An 18351-nucleotide genomic window follows, 5' to 3' on the forward strand; every position below is an offset into this window, starting at 1 on the left:
GGGGGCTCCATGCTTTTGTATGCGCTGTTGGCGCAAATTCGCCGAAAGCTGTCTTTCCGTCGCATTCCAGAAATCCAGGCGCAATACTACGATGCCGCCATGACATCTGCCAACCCCACCAGCCCCGTTGCTGCCGTCCCCTTGCGTGCCGACGCCGGGGTGATCGGCCTCGTGGGCATCGCCCACCTCATCAGCCACTACAGCCAGCTCCTGCTGGCGCCGCTGTTCCCGTGGCTCAAGGACGCCTTCCAGGTCGGTTACACCGAGCTCGGTTTCCTCATGACCATCTTCTTCGTGGTCTCGTGCGCCGTGCAGGCGGGCTCGGGTTTCGTGGTCGACCGCTTCGGTCCGCGCCCCATCCTGTTCGGCGGCCTGGCGCTGCTGGGCCTGGCCGCGTTCGGCTTTGCGGCCAGCACCAGCTACGCCATGCTGGCCGCGTTCTCGGTGCTCGCGGGCATCGGCAACGGTGTGTTCCACCCGGTGGACTACACGCTGCTCAACCGGCGCGTGAGCGCGCCGCGCCTGGGCCATGCCTACAGCGTGCACGGCATCACCGGCAGCCTTGGCTGGGCGCTGGCGCCGGCCATGCTGGTGCCGCTGGCGATCGCGTTCTCGTGGCGCGTGGCGCTGGTCTGCGCCGGCGTGCTGGCGTTTGCCGTGTTGCTGGTGCTGCTGTTCAACCGCCGCCACCTCGAACTGCCGGCCCTGCCACCAGCTGCCAAGGTCGGCGCCACCGGCGTGCCAGCGCAAGGCAACTTCGCCTTCCTGCGCATCCCCGCCGTGTGGATGTGCTTTGCGTTCTTCTTCTTCTACGCCGTCTCGCTCAACGTGGTGCAGGCCTTCGCCCCCGAAGCCGCGCGCCAGCTGCACGCCGTGCCCGTGGCGCTGGCGGCCATGTGCCTCACGGTCTACATGGTGGCCAGCGCGGGCGGCATGGTGCTGGGCGGCTTCCTCGCGGCCGACCCGAGCCGCTGCGAGCGCATCGTGGGCGTGGGCTTTGGCCTGGCCGCCTGCGTGGCGGTGGCCCTGGCCCTGGCGCACCCGCCCGGCGCGCTGGTGCCCGTGATGTTCGGCGTGATGGGCTTTTGCGCCGGCATCGCCGGTCCCTCGCGCGACCTGCTGGTCAAGCGCTCCACGCCCGAGGGCTCCACGGGCCGGGTCTACGGCATTGTGTACTCGGGGCTGGACATCGGCCAGGCCGTGTCGCCGCTGCTGTTCGGCGTGCTGCTCGACCAGGGGCGCTTTACGGCCGTGCTGCTCGGCCTGGCCGTGGTGCAGGGTGTGCTGATCGCCAGCGCCTTCAATGTGCGCCGCGTGCGGCGCACCCTGGCACCCGTGGCCGCCTGACGCCGGGGTGACCGGTGGCGGCTGTTGCGCGTCAGACCACCGTGCGGTGGCGCGCGATGCAGGTGTCCAGTGTGTCCTCGCCCGTGCGCTGCCACCAGTCCAGCGCCGAGAAGATCTCCACCTCGGCATAGCCCGCAAAGCCTGCGGCCTCGACCCACTGGCGGATCTTTTGGAGTTCGATCACGCCGTCGCCCATCATGGCGCGGTCGCTGAGCAGGTCGCGCGTGGGCAGGCGCCAGTCGCAGACGTGGAAGGCCAGCAGGCGCTCCCGGCCGGCGCGCGCGATCTGCTGCGCGAGCTTGGGGTCCCACCACACGTGGTACACATCCAGGGCCACGCCCAGCGAACCCGTCTTTTGCGCATCGAGCGCATCGCAGATGTCCAGCGCCTGCTCCAGCGTGTTGATGCAGGCGCGGTCGGCCGCCTGCATGGGGTGCAGCGGCTCGATGGCCAAGGGCATGCCCACCTGGCGCGCGTAGTCAAGCGATGCGGCGATGCCATCGAACACCTCGCCGCGTGCGCGGGCGAGGTCGGTGTAGTGCGGCGTGCCGTCCAGCGCGCCGGGCAGGGCGCCCACCACCAGCACCAGGCAGGCGGCATCGAGCGTCTTGGCTTCGTCGATGGCGCGGCGGTTGTCGTCGAGCGCAGCGCGCAGGCCAGCGGCATCGGCCGACGGGAAGAAGCCGCCGCGGCAATAGCCCGACAGCGCCATGCCATGGGCGCGCAGCTGGCGCGCGGTGGCCTCCAGGCCGGCTGCGGCCACCTGGTCGCGCCAGGGGCTGATGGCACGGATGCCGCGCTCTGCGCACTGGTCGATGATGCGCGAAAGCGGCACCTCACCCCCCTGCTGCTTGCGCACGGTGGCGGTGTTGATCGACAGCCAGCGGTGGTCTTGCGAGAAGTCACGCATGGCGGTCAGGCGCTCACGCCGTGCAATGCCAGCAGATGGCCCATGCGCTGCACGGCCAGTTCGGGCTGCTCCAGCAGGTCGGCCTGGTCGGCCAGGCGCAGCAGTTCGGCGAAATGCACCAGCGAGCGTGTGCTCTGCTGCCCGCCCACCATGGTGAAGTGGCTCTGGTGCCCGTTGAGCCAGGCCATGAAGACCACGCCCGTCTTGTAAAAGCGCGTGGGTGCCGCGAAGATGTGGCGCGACAGCGGCACCGTGGGCCCCAGGATGGCGTGAAAGCGCGCCGTGTCGCCCGCGGCCAAGGCCGCCAGTGCGGCACTCGCGGCCGGGGCGATGGCGTCGAAGATGCCCAGCAGCGCGTCGCTCTGGCCCTGGCGCGGCGTGCTGCCTGCGCCATCGCCCGCGATGAGCTCGGCGTAGTTGAAGTCGTCGCCCGTGTACATGCGCACGCCCTGGCCGTCGGTGCCGCCTGTGGCGGGCAGGCGGCGGCGCATGGCGATTTCCTTGTCCTTGTCGAGCAGCGAGATCTTGATGCCGTCGACCTTGTCCGGGTGGGCGGCGATCACGGCCAGCGCCGTGTCCATGGCCGCATCCACATCGCGCGAGCCCCAGTAGCCGGCCAGCGCCGGGTCGAACATGTCGCCCAGCCAGTGCAGCACCACGGGCTGGCGCGCCTGCGACAGGATGCGGTCGTACACGCGCTCGTAGTCGGCGGGGCTTTGCGCCACGCGGGCCAGCGCGCGGCTGGCCATCACGATGAGCTTGCCACCGAGCTTTTCGATGGCCTCCATCTGCTCCTCGTAGCCGCGGATCACGTCGTCCACCGACCTCACCTCGTCCAGCACCAGGTGGTCCGTGCCGCAGCCCGAAGCCACGAGCGCGCCCGGCCCGAAGTCGCGCGCCGCGTCGAGCGAGCGGCGGATCAGCTCCAGCGAGGTGGGCCAGTCCAGCCCCATGCCGCGCTGCGCGGTGTCCATGGCCTCGGCCACGCCCAGGCCCAGCGACCACAGGCGCTGGCGGTAGGCGATGGTCGCGTCCCAGTCCACGGCGCACTGCAGCCACGGGTCGATGGCGGCCAGCGGATTCGCCACCACATGGGCGGCCGAGTAGGCGATGCGGTTGAACACCGCACCCTGCTGCGGCACGACCGGCGTGCGGCCTTGCAGGGTGTAGGGGGTGATGCGGCCATCGGCCGTGGGCAGGGAAAGGCGAAGGGCCATGGTGAACTCGGGAGGTGGGGTGAAATGGATCAGGTGCTCAGGCCTTGAGTGGGGCGACGTCCACCCAGCGGCGCTCCTTCCAGCTCTCCAGGGCCGCCTCCACCAGCTGCACGCCCTTGGCGCCTTCGGGCAGGGTCCACTTGTAGGGTGCGTCTTCCACCACGTGGCGGATGAAGTGCTCCCACTGGATCTTGAAGCCGTTGTCGTAGACCTGCGAATCGGGGATGTCCTGCCACTGGTCGAAGAAGTTCATGGTCTGCTTCTCGTCGGGGTTCCACACCGGGCGCGGCGTGGCCACGCGGCTCTGCGCGCGGCAGCTCGACAGGCCGGCGACGGCCGAGCCGTCGGTGCCGTCCACGTGGAAGGTGACCAGGTCGTCGCGCCGCACGCGCGTGGCCCAGCTCATGTTGAGCTGCGCGATCACCGGCTCGCCGTTGTGGCCCGTGAGCTCGCAGGTGGCGTAGGCTGCGTCGTCGGCGGTGGCCTGGTACGGTTGACCGGCTTCGTCCCAGCGCTGCGGGATGTGCGTGGCGCCGATGCACGAGACCGATTTGACCTCGCCGAACAGGTTGTCGAGCACGTAGCGCCAGTGGCACATCATGTCCAGGATCATGCCGCCGCCATCTTCGCTGCGGTAGTTCCAGCTCGGGCGCTGGATGGGCTGCAGGTCGCCTTCGAACACCCAGTAGCCGAACTCCAGGCGCACGCTGAGCATGCGGCCGAAGAAGCCCGCGCGGCGCAGCATATCGAGCTTGCGCAGGCCGGGCAGGAACAGCTTGTCCTGCACCGCGCCGTGCTTGAGGCCCGAGCCCGAGGCCAGGCGCGCGATCTCCACCGCCTCGTTGAGGTTGGTGGCGATGGGCTTCTCGCAGTACACATGCTTGCCCGCGCGGATCGCCTTGGCTAGCAGGGTGGGGCGCATCTGCGTGGTGCCGGCGTCGAAGAACACCGTGTCCTCGGGGTTGGCCAGCGCGGCGTCAAGGTCCGTGCCCCAGCGTGCAATGCCATGCGCCTTGGCCAGCGCCTCCATCTTTTCGGCGTTGCGGCCGATCAGGATGGGGTCGGGCATCACGCGGTTGCCGTTGGAAAGCACGACGCCGCCCTGCGCGCGGATGGCGCAGATGGAGCGGATCAAATGCTGGTTCATGCCCATGCGGCCGGTAACGCCGTGCATGATGAGTCCGAGTCGTTGGGTTGCCATGGTGGTCGGTCCGTTTTCAGTTCAAAGGTTGCAATAGGTGGGCAAAGGCGCGGCCAGACCACCCCCTTGGCAGGGGCTGGCTGTGCGGTGCGCAGGGGATTACTGGGTGGGCTGGAGGCCCGCGGCCTTGACCAGGGTGGCGTTGCTCTTGATCTCGTCCTTGATGTAGGCGTCGAACTGCTCGGGCTTGAGCGTCCAGGCGTCGGCACCGAGCTTGAGGAAGCGCTCCTTCACCTCGGGCGTGGCCAGGGCCTTGACCACCTCGTCGTGCAGGCGATTCACGATGTCGCGCGGCGTCTTGGCCGGCGCCATCATCCCGATCCAGAAGTTGAACTCCGAGCCGGGCACGCCGGCCTCGGCCGTGGTGGGCACGTCGGGCAGGGCGGCCGCGCGCTTGGGCGAGCCCACGGCCAGCGCCAGCAACTGGCCGTCCTTGATCTGGCCGATGACGGGCGCGATGGGCGAGAAGTAGTAGTCCACGCGGCCCGACAGCACCTCGGTCACGGCCTCGGCAGAGCCCTTGAAGGGGATGTTGGTGGCGTCGATCTTCGCGGCCAGCTTGAACTTCTCGGCGTTCAGGTGCGTGGCGCTGCCCTGGCCGGCCGAGGCGAAGTTGACCGTGCCGGGCTTGGCCTTGGCCGAAGCCACCAGGTCCTGCAGCGTCTTGATGCCCTTGGCGGGCGAGATCACCAGCGCATTGGGCAGCGAGGAGATCGGCGTTACGCCCGCGAAGTCGCCTGTGGTGTCGAACGGCAGTTTGGCAAAGGTCGAGGGGCTCACGGTGTGCGAGGAGGAGTGGATCATCACCGTGTACCCGTCGGGCGCCGCCGTGGCCACGGCCTGCTGGCCGATGGTGCCGCTGGCGCCACCGCGGTTGTCCACCACCAGCGACTGGCCCATGCTCTGACCCATTTTGTCGGCGATGGCGCGCGCAATGATGTCGGTGGTGCTGCCCGCCGCGAAGGGCACGATCACGCGGATGGGCTTGGTGGGGTAGCCGCCCTGCGCGAAAGCGCTGAAAGACAGCGACGTGAGCGTGGCTGCCGCCAGGGCAGTGGCGGCAGCGCGGCGGGTGGTGCAGATGAAGGGCATGGATTTGTCTCCGTTGGCAGGCTTGGACTTGCTCTCTAATTCACTGAATGGTGAATAGAGCAGATTTTTAGGCATTGCTGCGCCTGCGTCAACGCAGACGCGTTCAACGGAGCTAGGGGTTTACCCGGAATGCAGGAGGGCGTGAATCGTCAACGGCATGCGCAACGGGCGCGACCTCAGCCAGTGCCCCGCGCAAGGGCCGCCAAGCCGCGCAGGCGGCGCTTCGCTTGCGTGCGCTGGGGGCGTCCCCCTCCGGACCCGCGCAGCGGGTCGAGAGAGGGGTGAAGGCGCGAAGCGACTCAGGGGGTGCTTTACTTCAGCACGTAGCCCAGGATCACATCGCACATGTGCGTCAGCCGCTCGTTGCGGGCCTTGGGCGCCATCAGGTCGCGCCCGAAGATGGCCGAGAGCGTGTGGTTGTTCGACAGGTAGAAGTACGACAGCCCGGCGATCGAGACGTACAGCTGCAGCGGGTCCACGCCGCCGCGAAAGCTGCCCTCGCGCCGGCCGCGCTCCAGCACCTCGCCCAGCATGGCGATCAGCGGCGAATTCATCTCGCGCGCGCGCTGCGACTCCTGCAGGTGGCGTGCCCTGTGCAGGTTGGCGCTGTTGAGCAGGGTCAGGAACTGCGGGTTCTCCAGGTAATAGACCCAGGTGAATTCCACCAGCCGGCGGATCGCGGTGGCGGGCTCCAGCTCCACCAGGTTGAGCTTGCGCTCCTCCTCGCGGATGTGCCGGTAGGCCTGCTCCAGCACGGCCTGGAAGAGCTTTTCCTTGTCCTCGAAGTAGTAGTAGATCAGCCGCTTGTTCAGGCCGGCGCGCTCGGCGATGCGGTCCATGCGGGCACCACCCAGGCCGTGATCGGCGAATTCGCCGCGCGCCGCGACCAGGATCTCGCCTTGGGAACGGTCGGCGTCCCGCTGGCGCTCCTTCGAAGTGGTCTCGGTGTCTTTGCTCATGCCTAAATAATTCACTAAATGGTTAACAAAATCCAGTCCTGCAGCAACCAGGGGCAGGTTGTGTGGCGGCGACGCACGGTGCGGCGAAGGCTGTTCGCGGGAACGGGGGACTATAGCGAGCGCGCGGCCAGGCCTCTGGCTCGCGCAGTCCATATGCGCAGCGTATGCAGCTGCCCTGTGCGGGCTATTTGACGCGGGCCCTGGGGCTTTCTACGATGCACCACGGCCCATTGCCCGCCCTGCCTCCCCCGAAAACCGCACAACACACGCCGGAGACGAATCGCCCATGCACCCCCTTCGCACCCTTTGCGCGCCCATGGCGTTGCGCCTGCCCCTGCTGGGCCTGGCGGCCGGCTTGCTGGCCGCTTGCGCCCCGATGGCGCCGCCGCCGGCCGCCAGTGTGGGCACTTTGCCTGCCAGCAAGGAGGCGGCCCCGGTCGCCACCGCCTGCCCCAAGGACATCGCGGCCATCGCCCGCTGCCTGTCGGGCCAGGACTCTGCCGGCGCCTACTACCTCATCGCCATGCCCACCGCCTGGAACCAGGTGCTGGTGATGCATTCGCACGGCGGCCCCACGCTGGGCGCACCCAAGGCCGAGCGCGCGGTGGAAGACCTGGAGCGTTGGTCCATCATGGTCCGCGCCGGCTACGCCTGGGCGGGCAGCACCTTCCGCCAGGGCGGTGTGGCCGTGCGCGCCGCGGCCGAGGACACCGAGCGGCTGCGCCGCATCTTCGTGGCCCAGGTGGCCCAGCCGCGCCGCACCATCCTGCACGGCCAGTCCTGGGGCGCCGGCGTGGCGGCCATGGGGGCCGACATGTTCGGCAACGGCGCCGGCAAGCCCTACGACGCCGTGCTGCTCACCAGCGGCCTGCTGGCAGGCGGCAGCCGCTCGTACGACTTCCGCACCGACCTGCGCGTGGTCTACCAGCACCTGTGCAAGAACCACCCGCTGCCCGGCGAGCCGCAGTACCCGCTGAACATCGGCCTGCCGGCCGATGCGAAGATGAGCGCCACCGAGCTCACGGCCCGCGCCAACGAGTGCCTGGGCTTGAACAAGCCGGCCGCCGAGCGCACGCCCGAGCAACAGCGCAAGGTCAAGACCATCGTCGACGTGCTCCGCATCCCTGCCAGCTCGATCCAGAGCCACCTGAACTGGGGCACCTTCCACTTCCGCGACGTGGTGCATCTGCGCACGGGCGACGCCAGCCCCTTCGGCAACACCGGTGCCCGCTACACCGGCTCGCCCGACGATGCGGCGCTCAATGCCGCCGTGCTGCGCTACCAGGCCGATCCACAGGCCCTGGCGCGCTTCGCGCAGGACACCGACCCTACGGGCCGCATTGCCGTGCCGGTGCTCACCGTCAAGGGCGTGGACGACCCGACCGCCTTCGTCGAGCTCGACGCCTACTTCAAGGGCACCATGGAGCGGGCTGGCAGCGGCGCGCGCCTGGTGCAGACTTTCACCCAGCACAACACGCACAGCTACCTGAGCGACCCGACCTACCCCACGCTGATGACCGCGCTGCTGCGCTGGGTGGACGAGGGCGTGAAGCCCACGCCCGAGGGCATAGCCCAGCAGTGCCCGGCCTATGAGGCCTCATTCGGCAAGGGCTGCGCCTTCCTGCCCGCCTATGTGCCCAAGCCCCTGAACAGCCGCGTGGTGGACCGCGAGCGGCCGTAGCCTGCACCCGGCAGCTTGCTCGCGGCGCAATCGGCCAAGAAAAAGGGCCCCGATCGGGGCCCTTGGCTATGGGAGTGTGGGGCTCCGCAGCGAAAGGATCAGGCAAAGGCCTTGAGTGCCTTGTTCAGCGTCTCGCTGGGGCGCATCACGGCGTCCAGCTTGGCGACGTCGGGCAGGAAGTAGCCACCGATGTCGGCGGGCTGGCCCTGCACGGCGGCCAGTTCGGCCACGATGGTGTCTTCCTTGGCGGTCAGTTCCTGGGCCAGCGGCGCGAAGTGCGCTGCCAGTTCCTTGTCGTCCGTCTGCGCGGCCAATTCCTGGGCCCAGTACAGGGCCAAGTAGAACTGGCTGCCGCGGTTGTCCAGCTGGCCGGTCTTGGGCGAGGGGTTCTTGTTGTTGTCCAGCAGCTTGCCCGTGGCGGCGTCCAGCGTCTTGGCCAGGACCTTGGCCTTGGCGTTGCCGGTCTTCAGCCCCATGTCCTCGAACGACACGGCCAGCGCCAGGAACTCGCCCAGCGAATCCCAGCGCAGGTGGTTTTCTTCCACCAACTGCTGCACGTGCTTGGGCGCGGAGCCGCCGGCACCCGTTTCGTACATGCCGCCGCCGGCCATCAGGGGCACGACGGACAGCATCTTGGCCGAGGTGCCCAGTTCCATGATGGGGAACAGGTCGGTCAGGTAGTCGCGCAGGATGTTGCCGGTGGCGCTGATGGTGTCCTGGCCGCGGATCACGCGTTCCAGCGTGTAGCGCATGGCACGCACCTGGCTCATGATCTGGATATCGAGGCCGGTGGTGTTGTGCTCGTGCAGGTACATCTTGACCTTGGTGATCAGCTGCGCCTCGTGCGGGCGGTACGAGTCGAGCCAGAACACCACGGGCATGCCGGAGTTGCGGGCGCGCGTGACGGCCAGCTTGACCCAGTCGCGGATCGCGGCGTCCTTGACCTGGCACATGCGCCAGATATCGCCGGCTTCCACGTTCTGGGACAGCAGCACTTCGCCGGTCGCCAGGTCGGTGATGTTGGCCACGCCGTCTTCGGCGATCTCGAACGTCTTGTCGTGCGAGCCGTACTCTTCGGCCTGCTGGGCCATCAGGCCCACGTTGGGCACCGTGCCCATGGTCTTGGGGTCGAACGCGCCGTGCCATTTGCAGAAGTTGATGATCTCCTGGTAGATGCGGGCGAAGGTCGACTCGGGCATCACGGCCTTCACGTCCTTGAGGCGGCCGTTGGCGTCCCACATCTTGCCGCTGTTGCGGATCATCGCGGGCATGGACGCGTCCACGATGATGTCGTTGGGCGAGTGGAAGTTGGTAATGCCCTTGGCCGAGTCGACCATGGCCAGCTCGGGGCGGTTCTCGTGGCAGGCGTGCAGGTCGCGCTTGATCTCGTCGCGCTGGCTTTGGGGCAGCGTCTCGATCTTGGCGTACAGGTCGACCATGCCGTTGTTCACGTTCACGCCCAGCTCGTCGAACGTCTTGGCGTGCTTGGCGAACGCGTCCTTGTAGAAGATGCGCACGCAGTGGCCGAACACGATGGGGTGGGACACCTTCATCATCGTGGCCTTCACGTGCAGCGAGAACATCACGCCGGTCTTGCGCGCGTCTTCGATTTCCTTCTCGTAGAACTCCAGCAGCGCCTTCTTGCTCATGAACATGCTGTCGATCACCTCGCGGTCGAGCAGCGCGACCTTGGGCTTCAAGACAATGGCCTTGCCGCTCTTGGTGATCAATTCCATCTTCACTTCACGGGCACGGTCCAGCGTCATGGACTTTTCGCCGTGGTAGAAGTCGCCATGGTGCATGTGCGAGACGTGGCTGCGCGATGCCTGGCTCCATTCACCCATCGAATGGGGGTTCTTGCGCGCGTAGTTCTTCACGGCGGCGGGCGCGCGGCGGTCGGAGTTGCCTTCGCGCAGCACGGGGTTCACAGCAGAGCCGATGCACTTGCCGTAGCGCGCCTTGATCTCTTTTTCCTTGTCGTCCTTGGGCTGGTCCGGGTAGTCGGGCAGTGCGTAGCCCTTGCCCTGCAGTTCGGCGATGGCCGCCTTGAGCTGCGACACCGAAGCGCTGATGTTGGGCAGCTTGATGATGTTGGCGTCGGGCTGCAGCGTCTTCTTGCCCAGCTCGGCCAGGGTGTTCGGAGCGCGTTGCTCTTCCTTCAGGAACTCGGGGAACTCACCCAGCACGCGGGCGGCCACGGAGATGTCGGACTCCGCCACGTTGATGCCGGCCGGTGCGGCGAACGTGCGGATGATGGGCAGGAAGGAAGCCGTGGCCAGGCGAGGTGCCTCGTCGGTCAGGGTGTAGATGATGGTCGGTTGCTGGGTCGTCATGGCTTGTCTCACGAAACGGGTGTGTAAATGCCTTCCGCTGGGGTACGGCGGGGGCCAAACGCGAATGCTCTCGCATTCTCGTCTTTTGCTGCTTTCCCGGACCCCCATTTTTGCAATTGAATTCCACTATGCAAAATTTACCGTTGGGTAGGCGAAGTTTTTTAAGGCGTTGCCTATAGCGAAAGCCGTTTCGGACGGAAATGGGGCGGCGGAAAATCTGAAAAGCCTCATCAACACAAGGGCCAACGAGCAAGCCAATAAGCGGGCTCCGGGCCTGAGTCACCTCAGGGTCGCCGGTAGCTCAGGCTCTGCAGAACGCCCTGTGTGCGCAGCAGGGACTGCGCCTCCTCTCGCCCCGCAGGTGTGATGAAACGGGAGCGGATGGCCCGCCTGAGGCAATCCCTGCCCAGGGTTGGGGAGCGGGGCGTTCCTTGGCCCTGCAGGTGGCACTTCGCCAACTTGACCCAGGCATCGCCGTCGCCATCGAGCGCAGCATTGCGGAACCAATGGAAAGCGCTACGGTGGAAATGCCGTTCCTGGAACAGGATGGCCAGGTTGTTGGCAGCCACGAAATCACCTGCTTGCCGGGCCTTGCGGTACCAGATGCGTGCCTGGTACTTGCTGGAGGGCGTGCCGAGCCCTTCGTCGTAAAAATAGCCCAGACTCAGCATGGCGCCTTTGACCCCCTGGTCGACGCAGGACCGGAACAATTGGAATGCGCGAGGCAGATCGCCCGCATCCCATGCCTGGTGGGCCTGCTCTTCTAGAACGTGCATGGCCGCTACTCCATAAGTTCCTGCACATGCCGGATGTCCGTGCATTCGATCCGCAACGTCGTGCCGCGCTCGAACACGATGTCGTGCACGAGCATGTCTGAGGTATTCACCCATACCGCGTGGGTCAGGAGGTCTCCATGGGCCGTGTGCAGGTAACGCGGCTCGCTGTGCCGCGCAGGACTTTGGAAAGCATATGCCTCCACTCCTGTGTAATGCAGGTAAATGTGCCGATCGTGGTACGGCCCCAGAAGGCACAGCCGGATTTCCGCGCGCCGGATCTCCTGTCGATCACCCTGCGCGGTTTCGCCAACGGTCAGTGACTGCAGCCACGCATCGTGTAGCGAACTGCGGGACTGCAGATCGTAGTGCGCGGGATCGGCTGCGAAAGCAAACACATGGGCAGACAGGCGTGCCTGGATCGAATCCAGGTAGCGCAGGTAGCCATTGAAATCGAGGTAGCCGGTTTCGGCGTTGAAGAGGTGTTCTATTGCCATAGGTGCTGAACAGGCGTACGGCCATGGTAGCTGACCCCATGGCGAACACAGGTTCGACGAGTGAGCATGTGTCAGCCAGGGTCTGCACTCTGAGGAACAGCCACCACCCGATCCCCCACCACCGCAAAACGCCGCGCCTGCGGCGCCATCGATTGGCTCGACGTCCCGGTGAACGCCCCGAACGCGGGCAGCACCAGCAGCCCCGGCGTGAAGGCGAAGCAAGGCAGGCGCGCGGCATCGCGCGCCAGGCCGTACAGGGTCACCGTGGGGTGCAGATGGCCCGCGAGCACGGTGCTGCCGGCAACGGCCAGGGGATGGTGGCAGGCCCGCACCTCGGCCCCCTCCAACGGTTGCCAGGGCTCATCGACCAGGGTGATGCCCAGGGCGGCCGGCGGGTCGCCCGCATGCAGGTCGTGGTTGCCACGCACCAACGTCATGCGAATGCCGACGTGGCGCTCGCGCCAGGGCAGCAACTGGCTCCACAGGGCATCGGCCGCGCCGCTGCGCGCGTGCAGGAAATCGCCGAGGAAGACCAGGTGCTGCGCCCCCGTCACCGCCAGCACCGCATCGAGCCGGGCCAGGTTGTCGGCCGTGGTGCCGTGCGGCACGGGCTGGCCCGCGCGGCGGAAGGTGGCGGCCTTGCCGAAATGCACATCGGCCACGAAGGCCGTGCGCGCGGCGGGCCACCACACGGCGCGCTGGGGCAGCAGCCACAGGGTGGTGCCGCCGGGCAGGGTGATGGCCAGGGCGCCTGCGGGCGGGGCAGTGGGTGAAGGGGCGAAAGAAGGGTCTGCGTTCACGGGCAAGGTCGGTCGTCGTCGTGCTCAGAATCCGTGGCGCCTTCGCGGTCGGCGGGGCGTGTCTCCCGCATCGCCTCGGCGCGCGCGCCGGGGTGGCGCGGTGGCGCCGTCGGGCACATCCCAGGCCATGTCGGCCGGGTCCACGGGATTGTCGGCGAGGTGGGTGCCGGTGGTGTCGTCGGCGGCCTTCTCCAGCGCCTGCACCATGCGCGCCAGGCGGTCGGCCAGGGTCTCGGTGCTCAGGCGCTCGCGAAAGCGCTCCACCATCAAGGGCAGGGCGAACGGGGTGGGGCGCGTGAGCGCATGGATGGACAGGGTCTGCGCCTGCATTCCCTGCAGAGTGCGGGCCAGGCGGTCCATGTCCAGCTCGTTCGCCAGCAGCTCGGCGCGGGCCTGGGCCAGCAACAGGTTGTCGGGGTCGTACTGGGCGAACACGTCGTAGTACAGCGACGACGATGCCTGCAACTGGCGGCTGCTGCGCTGCTCGCCCGGGTGGCTCTGGAAGATGAGGCCGGCGATGCGCGCGATCTCGCGAAAGCGCCGGCGCGCCATCTCAGTGGCGTTGAGGCTGGCCAGCACCTCCTCTTCGAGCCCGCCGCCCAGGGCGGTGGGCGTGCCCTCGCCCAGGATGTGGGGCAGCAGCGTGGCCCAGTCGATGGGCTTGGCCGACAACAGCTCCAGCCCGTAGTCGTTGACGGCGATGGAGAAGGTGTTGGCCACCTGCTGCGATGCGCGCCAGGCCAGCAGGCCGGCCAGGCCCAGATGCACCAGGCGGCCCGCCAGCGGGTACAGGTACAGGTGCCAGCCCTCGCGGGTGTGCAGGGTTTCGGCCACCAGGCGGCCGGGCGTGGGCAGGGCCGACCAGGCATCCTGCACGGCCAGCAGGGGCCGGGCACACTGCATCTCGGGCGATGCGTATACGCCGCGCTCGGCCTGCTCCAGCATCTCCAGCATGGCGTCGGCCAGCGTGTTCGACAGCGGCATGCGCCCGCCGTTCCAGCGCGGCAGCGCGGCGCTGCCTTTGGGGGCGATGCGCACGTAGGCCGTCATCTGCTGCGTGCGCACCAGCTCCAGCAGGCGGCCGGCGAACATGAACACGTCGCCCTTGCGCAGCCGGGCGATGAAGCTCTCTTCCACCGAACCCAGGCGCCCGCCACTCACGAACTGCACCTGCATGCTGGCATCGCTCACGATGGTGCCGATGTTGCTGCGGTGGCGGCGCGCCAGCCGCGCATCGGGCACGCGCCAGATGCCTTCCTCATCGGGCGCGGCGCGCTGGAAGTCGGGGTAGGTGGCCAGCGAGGCGCCGCCCTGGCGCACGAACTGCAGCGCCCACTGCCAGTCGTTGTCGGCCAGCGCGGCATAGGCCGGGGCGCGGCGCACCTCTGCCAGCAGCGCCTCGGGCACGAAGCCGCCGCCCAGCGCCACGGTGACCAGGTGCTGCACCAGCACGTCGAGTGGCGCGCGCGGTGTGTGCCGGTCTTCGATGCGGCCCAGCGCCAGCGCATGGCGCGCGGCGGCCGCCTCCACCAGCTCCAGGCTGTGCGTGGGCACCAGGGTGATGCTCGACGTGCGCCCCGGCGCGTGCCCGGATCGGCCCGCGCGCTGCACCAGCCGTCCCACGCCCTTGGCGGAGCCGACCTGCAGCACCTGCTCCACGGGCAGAAAGTCCACGCCCAGGTCCAGGCTCGACGTGCAGACCACCGCCTTGAGCAGGCCGGCCTTGAGCCCGTTCTCCACCCAGGCGCGCACCTCCTGGCCCAGCGATCCATGGTGCAGCGCGATGGTGCCGGCCCAGTCGGGCCGCGCCTCCAGCAGCGCCTGGTACCAGCGCTCGGCCTGCGAGCGGGTGTTGGTGAACACCAGTGAGGATGCACAGGCCTCGATGGATTCCACCACCTGTGGCAGCAGCGCCAGGCCCATGTGGCCGGCCCAGGCAAAGCGGTCCACCTTGGCTGGCAGCATCACGTCCACCCGCAGGGCCTTGTCGATGCGGCCCTGCACCAGCACGGCGGGCGGTGCGGCGGGGGCGCCCGGCACCGGGCGGGGCAGCAGCGTGTCCAGCGCCTCCTGCAGGTTGCCCAGCGTGGCCGACATGCCCCAGACCTGCAGCGCCGGGTTCCAGCCTGACAGGCGCGCCAGCGCCAGCTGCGCCTGTACGCCGCGCTTGTTGCCCACCAGCTCGTGCCATTCGTCCACCACTACCAGCCGTACGTGGCGCAGGCGCTCGTGCGCATCGGCGCGTGCCAGCAGCAGCGACACGCTTTCGGGCGTGGTCACCAGCAGCGTGGGCAGGCGGCGGTCCTGCGCGGCGCGCTCACCGCTGGCCGTGTCGCCGGTGCGCAGGCCGCTGGTCCAGTCCGGCGCCAGGTCGGGCAGGGGCGCCACCAGTGCACGCAGCGTGTCGGCCGCCAGGGCTCGCATGGGGGTGATCCACAGCACCGTGAGCGGTGGCGCTGCCGCGCGGCGTGTGCGCAGGGCCGTGCGCGCACTGGCCTCTGCAACGGGTGCCACGGGCGCGCCTGCCAGCGCCAGGTGCTGCAGCGCGCCCAGCCACACGGCATAGGTCTTGCCCGCACCGGTGGTGGCGTGCAGCAGGCCCGAGCGGCCTTCGCCCATGGCGCGCCACACCTCCTGCTGGAAGCCGAAGGGTTGCCAGCCGCTCGCGGCCATCCAGCCTGCCGCCGCACTGGCGGCCACCGTGGGCAGCGGCTTCCGTGGTCGCCGGGGCGGGGCCTTGGCTCCTGTGCTCATGCCGGTGCGTCCTGCCCGGGCAAAAGCGCCATCAGCGTCTGCAAGGTATCGGCCTCGGCCACCGTCTTGTCCTGGCGCCAGCGCAGCATGCGCGGAAAGCGCACGGCGATGCCGCTCTTGTGGCGCGGACTCTTGCCGATGCCCTCGAAGCCGAGTTCGAAGACCATGCTCGCATCCACGCTGCGCACGGGCCCGAAGCTCTCGCGCGTGGTCTTGCGGATGATGGCGTCCACCTGGCCGATCTCCACGTCCGTCAGGCCCGAATAGGCCTTGGCGAAGGGCACCAGCTGGCGCTCGGGGTCTTCGGGCGGGCCGTTCCACACGGCAAAGGTGTAGTCGCTGTACAGGCTGGCGCGGCGGCCGTGTCCGCGCTGGGCGTAGATCAGCACGGCGTCCACGCTCATCGGGTCGATCTTCCACTTCCACCACACGCCCACGTCTTTGGTGCGGCCCACGCCGTAGTGCGCCTGGCGGTGCTTGAGCATGAAGCCCTCGGTGCCCATGCCACGCGCGGCCTCGCGCTGGCGCGCGAGATCCGGCCAATCGGCGCCCTGCAGCAGCGTGCTCAGGCGCAGGCCCGATTGCGCGGCGGGAGCGATCGCAGCCGGGTCGGGCAGCAGCGTGGCCTCCAGCAGAGCGCGGCGTGCCTGCTGGGGTTGCTGGCGCAGGTCCTGGCCCGCATGTTCGAGCAGGTCGTAGGCCACCAGCACCACCGGCAGCTCGCGCAGCAGCTTGGGGCCCAGGGTCTTGCGGCCCAGGCGTTTTTGCAGGTCGGCAAAGGGGCGGGGCTGGGGCTCACCGGGCAGCCATACGAGGATCTCTCCATCGACCACCGTGCCGTCGGGCAGGGCCGCCATCGCCGCCTCGGCCAACTCGGGGAAACGGTCGGTCACCAGCTCCTCGCCGCGCGACCAGACCCAGACTTCGCCCGCGCGGCGCACGATCTGCGCGCGGATGCCGTCCCACTTCCATTCCACCAGCCAATCTGCTGGCGCGCCCAGCAGCGCGGGCATCTCGGCCACCGGCTGGCTGAACGGGTGCGCCAGGAAGAAGGGGTAGGGCTGGCCTGCCATGCCAGCATCGCCCGCACCCCCAGCCTCGCCCTCTGCGGCTTCGTCCACGGGCGCCACCAGCGCGCTGTAGTCGCCCGCCTGCGGCTGCCGGCCGATCTGCGTGTAGCCCATCAGCCGGTGGGCGATGCGCTTGGGGTCCAGCGCGCTCACCGTGGCCAGCGCTTGGGTCACCTGCAGGCGCGACACCCCCACGCGGAAGTTGCCGGTGATGAGCTTGAAGTACACGAAGCGCTGCTCCGGCGCCAGCATGTCCCACTGCGTGCGCAGCCGGGCGTCGGCCTCCTCGGGCGGTAGGGCGCGCAGGGGCAGCAGCTGGGCCATCCATTCGGCCAGCGGCAGGTCCACCGGCTGCACGGGTGGTGGCAGCAGCAGGGCCAAGGTTTCAGCCAGGTCGCCCACGGCCTGGTAGCTTTCTTCGAACAGCCATTCGGGCAGGCCGGCCGCCTCCTGCGCCAGGGACTTCAGGCGCTTGGTGGGCACCATCTGGCGCGGCTTGCCCCCCGCCAGGAAGTAGGTGGCCCAGGCCGCATCGGCCGGCGGCGCCACGCGCAGGTAGGCCACCAGGGCCGCCAGCTTGGCCGACTGCCCGGTGGTGGCATCGAGCGCCTGGAACAGCTGGGCAAAGGCCTTCATGCAGCAGCCTCGGGTGCCGGCGCATCGGCCTGCGCTGGCGGCGCAGCACCCGCATCGTCCTCGTTGTCGTCGGCGCCGTACTCGGTCGCGAACACCTGGGCATCCAGCCCCTGCTCGCACAGCCAGCGCACCATCACCTCGGTGCTGCCATGGGTCACGATGATGCGCTCGGCACCCGTGGCAGCTATGGCCTTCTGCAGGCTGGGCCAATCCGCGTGGTCGCTCATCACGAAGCCCCGGTCCACGCCGCGGCGGCGGCGCGCACCGCGCACCAGCATCCAGCCGCTGGCAAAGGCGTCGGAATGCTCGCCAAAGCGCTTGAGCCAAGGCGTGCCCGCCGCCGAGGGCGGTGCCAGCACCAGCGCGCGGCGCAACTCGGCCTTGGTGACGCCCGGGTCCGTCACGCGCAGGGTGGGCGGCAGCGCCACGCCCGCCGCGCGGTACACCGCATTGAGCGGGTCCACCGCGCCGTGCACGACGATGGGGCCGATGCCGGCATCCACCCCATGCAGCAGGCGCTGCGCCTTGCCGAAGGCGTAGGCATACAGCACGCTGGCCTTGCCCGCCGCCGCATTCGCCGCCCACCAGGCATTGATGTCGGCGAACAGCGCGGGCTGCGAAGGCCAGCGGTAGATCGGCAGGCCAAAGGTCGATTCGGTGATGAAGGTATGGCAGCGCACCGGCTCGAACGGTGGGCAGGTGCCATCGTCTTCGAGCTTGTAGTCGCCCGAGGCCACCCACACCTGGCCGCCATGCTCCACCCGCACTTGGGCCGAACCCAGCACATGCCCGGCCGGATGCAGCGACAGGCGCACGCCGTGGTGGTCGATGGTGTCGCCATAGGCCAGCGTCTGCAGGGCTATGTCAGACCCCAACCGGTTGCGCAGCGTGCCCTCGCTGTCCTGGTGCGCCAGGTAGTGCGCCGAGCCCATGCGCGCATGGTCCGAGTGCGCATGCGTGATCACGGCCCGCTCCACCGGCCGCCAGGGATCGATGTAGAAATTGCCGGCCGGGCAGTACAGGCCTTCGGGGCGGTGGACGATGAGGTCGCTGGGCATGGATGGACAAGCAAGGCCGCAGG

Annotated in this window: 14 protein-coding genes; 2 read left to right on the forward strand and 12 right to left on the reverse strand. The window is 68.7% G+C overall.

The window, feature by feature from the left end; genetic code table 11:
- Positions 1–99: 99 nt before the first annotated feature.
- The gene (locus tag AC0IZS_RS09215) at positions 100–1347 is read left to right on the forward strand and encodes an MFS transporter (RefSeq protein ID WP_471635364.1); all 1248 of its coding nucleotides are present in this window, start codon (positions 100–102) and stop codon (positions 1345–1347) included.
- 31 nt (positions 1348–1378) lie between these two features.
- On the opposite strand, the gene AC0IZS_RS09220 is transcribed toward AC0IZS_RS09215, so the two are convergent.
- The 5 genes from AC0IZS_RS09220 to AC0IZS_RS09240 all read right to left on the reverse strand — a co-directional run bounded on the left by AC0IZS_RS09220 (position 1379) and on the right by AC0IZS_RS09240 (position 6726).
- Positions 1379–2257, reverse strand: coding sequence for a sugar phosphate isomerase/epimerase family protein (locus AC0IZS_RS09220; protein WP_471635365.1), 879 nt, complete (start codon positions 2255–2257; stop codon positions 1379–1381).
- Positions 2258–2262: 5 nt separating this feature from the next.
- On the reverse strand, positions 2263–3474 hold the full coding sequence (locus AC0IZS_RS09225; RefSeq protein WP_471635366.1) for a dihydrodipicolinate synthase family protein: 1212 nt from the start codon (positions 3472–3474) through the stop codon (positions 2263–2265).
- A 37-nt stretch (positions 3475–3511) separates the two neighbouring features.
- Positions 3512–4675: a Gfo/Idh/MocA family protein gene (locus AC0IZS_RS09230; protein WP_471635367.1), complete on the reverse strand. Its 1164-nt coding sequence runs from the start codon at positions 4673–4675 to the stop codon at positions 3512–3514.
- A 99-nt stretch (positions 4676–4774) separates the two neighbouring features.
- Entirely contained in the window at positions 4775–5767 is a 993-nt protein-coding gene (locus AC0IZS_RS09235) for a tripartite tricarboxylate transporter substrate binding protein (RefSeq protein WP_471635368.1), read from the reverse strand.
- Positions 5768–6078: 311 nt separating this feature from the next.
- Positions 6079–6726: a TetR/AcrR family transcriptional regulator gene (locus tag AC0IZS_RS09240; protein ID WP_471635369.1), complete on the reverse strand. Its 648-nt coding sequence runs from the start codon at positions 6724–6726 to the stop codon at positions 6079–6081.
- 286 nt (positions 6727–7012) lie between these two features.
- On the opposite strand from AC0IZS_RS09240, the gene AC0IZS_RS09245 reads away from it, so the two are divergent.
- Entirely contained in the window at positions 7013–8407 is a 1395-nt protein-coding gene (locus AC0IZS_RS09245; RefSeq protein ID WP_471635370.1) for a hypothetical protein, read from the forward strand.
- A 98-nt stretch (positions 8408–8505) separates the two neighbouring features.
- Here the strand turns inward: AC0IZS_RS09245 and AC0IZS_RS09250 are convergent, their stop codons facing one another.
- The 7 genes from AC0IZS_RS09250 to AC0IZS_RS09280 all read right to left on the reverse strand — a co-directional run bounded on the left by AC0IZS_RS09250 (position 8506) and on the right by AC0IZS_RS09280 (position 18328).
- Positions 8506–10740, reverse strand: coding sequence for an NADP-dependent isocitrate dehydrogenase (locus AC0IZS_RS09250; protein ID WP_057200364.1), 2235 nt, complete (start codon positions 10738–10740; stop codon positions 8506–8508).
- A gap of 284 nt (positions 10741–11024) precedes the next feature.
- Positions 11025–11516: a tetratricopeptide repeat protein gene (locus AC0IZS_RS09255; protein ID WP_471635371.1), complete on the reverse strand. Its 492-nt coding sequence runs from the start codon at positions 11514–11516 to the stop codon at positions 11025–11027.
- Positions 11517–11521: 5 nt separating this feature from the next.
- On the reverse strand, positions 11522–12010 hold the full coding sequence (locus tag AC0IZS_RS09260; protein ID WP_471635372.1) for a hypothetical protein: 489 nt from the start codon (positions 12008–12010) through the stop codon (positions 11522–11524).
- 71 nt (positions 12011–12081) lie between these two features.
- A complete protein-coding gene (gene pdeM, locus AC0IZS_RS09265) occupies positions 12082–12816 on the reverse strand; it encodes a ligase-associated DNA damage response endonuclease PdeM (protein WP_471635373.1) in 735 nt (244 codons plus the stop codon).
- 18 nt (positions 12817–12834) lie between these two features.
- Complete coding sequence (locus tag AC0IZS_RS09270) at positions 12835–15564, reverse strand: ligase-associated DNA damage response DEXH box helicase (protein ID WP_471635374.1); 2730 nt, start codon at positions 15562–15564, stop codon at positions 12835–12837.
- On the reverse strand, positions 15561–17270 hold the full coding sequence (locus tag AC0IZS_RS09275) for an ATP-dependent DNA ligase (RefSeq protein ID WP_471635375.1): 1710 nt from the start codon (positions 17268–17270) through the stop codon (positions 15561–15563). Before AC0IZS_RS09275 ends, AC0IZS_RS09270 begins: the two co-directional genes overlap by 4 nt.
- Positions 17267–18328 (reverse strand): ligase-associated DNA damage response exonuclease, encoded by a 1062-nt coding sequence (locus tag AC0IZS_RS09280; protein ID WP_471635376.1) that lies wholly within the window; start codon positions 18326–18328, stop codon positions 17267–17269. The genes AC0IZS_RS09275 and AC0IZS_RS09280 overlap by 4 nt, the downstream gene beginning before the upstream one ends.
- Between the last annotated feature and the right edge of the window lie 23 nt (positions 18329–18351).

The sequence above is a fragment of the Acidovorax sp. AC410 genome (genome assembly GCF_979253235.1).